This window comes from Streptomyces sp. NPDC054840 (assembly GCF_053611065.1).
Genome location: NZ_JBSGZP010000873.1, coordinates 1 through 2,536, shown reverse-complemented (window position 1 = coordinate 2,536; position 2,536 = coordinate 1). Strand labels below are relative to the sequence as shown.

Sequence of the window (2,536 nt, the reverse complement as noted above, 5' to 3'; positions counted from 1 at the left end):
CGCCGGGCCGGCCACCCGCCCGGCGGCCTGCTCCGGAGCCGGGGCGGAGACCGGAGCGGCGGCCTCGACCGGAGCCGGGGCGGCGGCGGGAGCGGCCGGAGCTGCCGGAGCCGGAGCGGCCGGAGCCGGAGCGGCCACGGGGGCCGGGGCGGCGGCCGGAGCCGGAGCCTCCGCCGGAGCGGCGGCGGCCGGAGCGGCACCGGCGACGCCGATGACGGCCAGACGGGCGCCGACCTCGGCGGTCTCGTCCTCGCCGACCAGGATCTCCAGCAGCGTGCCGGAGACCGGCGCGGGGATCTCGGTGTCGACCTTGTCCGTGGAGACCTCGAGCAGCGGCTCGTCGGCCTCGACGGACTCGCCGACCTGCTTCAGCCAGCGGGTGACGGTGCCCTCGGTGACGGACTCGCCCAGGGCGGGGAGCACGACATCGGTGCCGGACGCGGCCGGAGCGGCGGCGGCAGCGGGCGCCTCGGCGGCGGGAGCCGGGGCCGCGGGGGCCTCGGCGACCGGAGCCGGAGCGGCCGCGGGGGCCTCGGCGGCGGCCGGCTCGGCGGCCGGAGCCGCGGCAGCGGCCGGAGCGCCGGAGCCGTCGTCGATGACGGCCAGCTCTGCGCCGACCTCGACGGTCTCGTCCTCGGCGACCTTGATGGAGGCCAGGATGCCCGACACGGGGGAGGGGATCTCGGTGTCGACCTTGTCGGTCGAGACCTCGAGCAGCGGCTCGTCGGCCTCGACGCGCTCGCCCTCGGCCTTCAGCCAGCGGGTGACAGTGCCCTCGGTGACGCTCTCACCGAGCGCCGGAAGGGTTACGGAAACCGACATGGTTTCAGTTGCTCCTAACGAAAGTGCGGAAGTGGTCGTCGCGCCCGTGACGAATTAGTCGTGGGAGTGAAGCGGCTTGCCGGCCAGGGCCAGGTGGGCCTCGCCCATCGCTTCGTTCTGGGTCGGGTGCGCGTGGATGAGCTGCGCGACCTCGGCCGGCAGAGCTTCCCAGTTGTAGATCAGCTGGGCCTCGCCGACCTGCTCGCCCATCCGGTCACCGACCATGTGGACGCCGACCACGGCACCATCCTTGACCTGGACGAGCTTGATCTCGCCCGCGGTCTTGAGGATCTTGCTCTTGCCGTTGCCCGCCAGGTTGTACTTCAGGGCCACGACCTTGTCCGCGCCGTAGATCTCCTTGGCCTTCGCCTCGGTGATGCCGACGGAAGCGACCTCGGGGTGGCAGTAGGTGACGCGCGGGACACCGTCGTAGTCGATCGGGACGGCCTTGAGACCGGCCAGACGCTCTGCGACCAGGATGCCCTCGGCGAAGCCTACGTGCGCGAGCTGGAGGGTGGGGACGAGGTCACCGACGGCCGAGATGGTCGGCACGTTGGTCTGCATGTACTCGTCGACCAGGACGTAGCCGCGGTCCATCGCGACGCCCTGCTCCTCGTAGCCCAGACCCTGCGAGACGGGGCCGCGACCCACCGCGACCAGCAGCACCTCGGCCTCGAAGGTCTTGCCGTCGACCAGCGTCACGCGGACGCCGTTCTCCGTGTACTCGGCCTTGTCGAAGAAGGTGCCCAGGTTGAACTTGATGCCGCGCTTGCGGAACGCGCGCTCCAGCAGCTTCGAGCTGTTCTCGTCCTCGACCGGCACGAGGTGCTTGAGGCCCTCGATGACGGTGATGTCGGAGCCGAAGGACTTCCACGCCGAGGCGAACTCGACGCCGATGACGCCGCCGCCCAGGACGATCGCCGACTCCGGGACGCGGTCCAGGACCAGCGCGTGGTCCGAGGAGATGATGCGGTTGCCGTCGATGTTCAGGCCCGGCAGCGACTTCGGCACGGAGCCGGTCGCCAGCAGGATGTGGCGGCCCTGGATGCGCCGGCCGTTCACGTCGACGGAAGTCGGGGAGGAGAGGCGGCCCTCTCCCTCGATGTAGGTCACCTTGCGGGAGGCGACCAGACCCTGCAGACCCTTGTACAGGCCCGAGATGACCTCGTCCTTGTACTTGTGGACGCCCGCGATGTCGATTCCCTCGAAGGAGGTCTTGACACCGAACTGGGCGGCTTCACGAGCCTGGTCCGCGATCTCGCCCGCGTGCAGCAGAGCCTTCGTGGGGATGCAGCCGTTGTGCAGGCAGGTGCCGCCGAGCTTGTTCTTCTCGATCAGGGCAACGTCCAGACCCAGCTGGGATGCGCGCAGCGCCGCGGCGTAACCGCCACTGCCACCGCCGAGGATCACTAGGTCGAAAACGGTGCTGGCGTCGTTCGCCACGTCACGTCCTCCATGCATGTGCGCCGGGCACCGGTCCTCTGTGACCGGGCGGCGGCTGGTATACGGCCGCTTGTTTCTTCGGCCCTGTGGTGGGGGCCCTGTCCTGCCGAGAACCCATCTTCGCATTTGTCGGGGGAACGCGGGACGCCGGGCCCACGATGTGATGGGGCGATCCGCCCGGCCGGGGGTTACCTGTGCGTAGACACCGACCGGGATACCTACCGATTCCTTCAGGTTTCGTCGTGAGACGGACGCACCCCGGGCCCTGACC

General features: G+C 70.5%; 2 protein-coding genes. Both read right to left on the bottom strand.

The annotated features are described in order from the left end of the window. Positions 1-822 (bottom strand): biotin/lipoyl-containing protein (locus ACWGIU_RS35295; RefSeq protein WP_453712177.1); only part of this gene is annotated, 822 nt, incomplete at its 3' end. Positions 823-876: 54 nt separating this feature from the next. Continuing rightward, entirely contained in the window at positions 877-2,265 is a 1,389-nt protein-coding gene (gene lpdA / locus ACWGIU_RS35290; RefSeq protein WP_030731050.1) for a dihydrolipoyl dehydrogenase, read from the bottom strand. Positions 2,266-2,536: the final 271 nt, after the last annotated feature.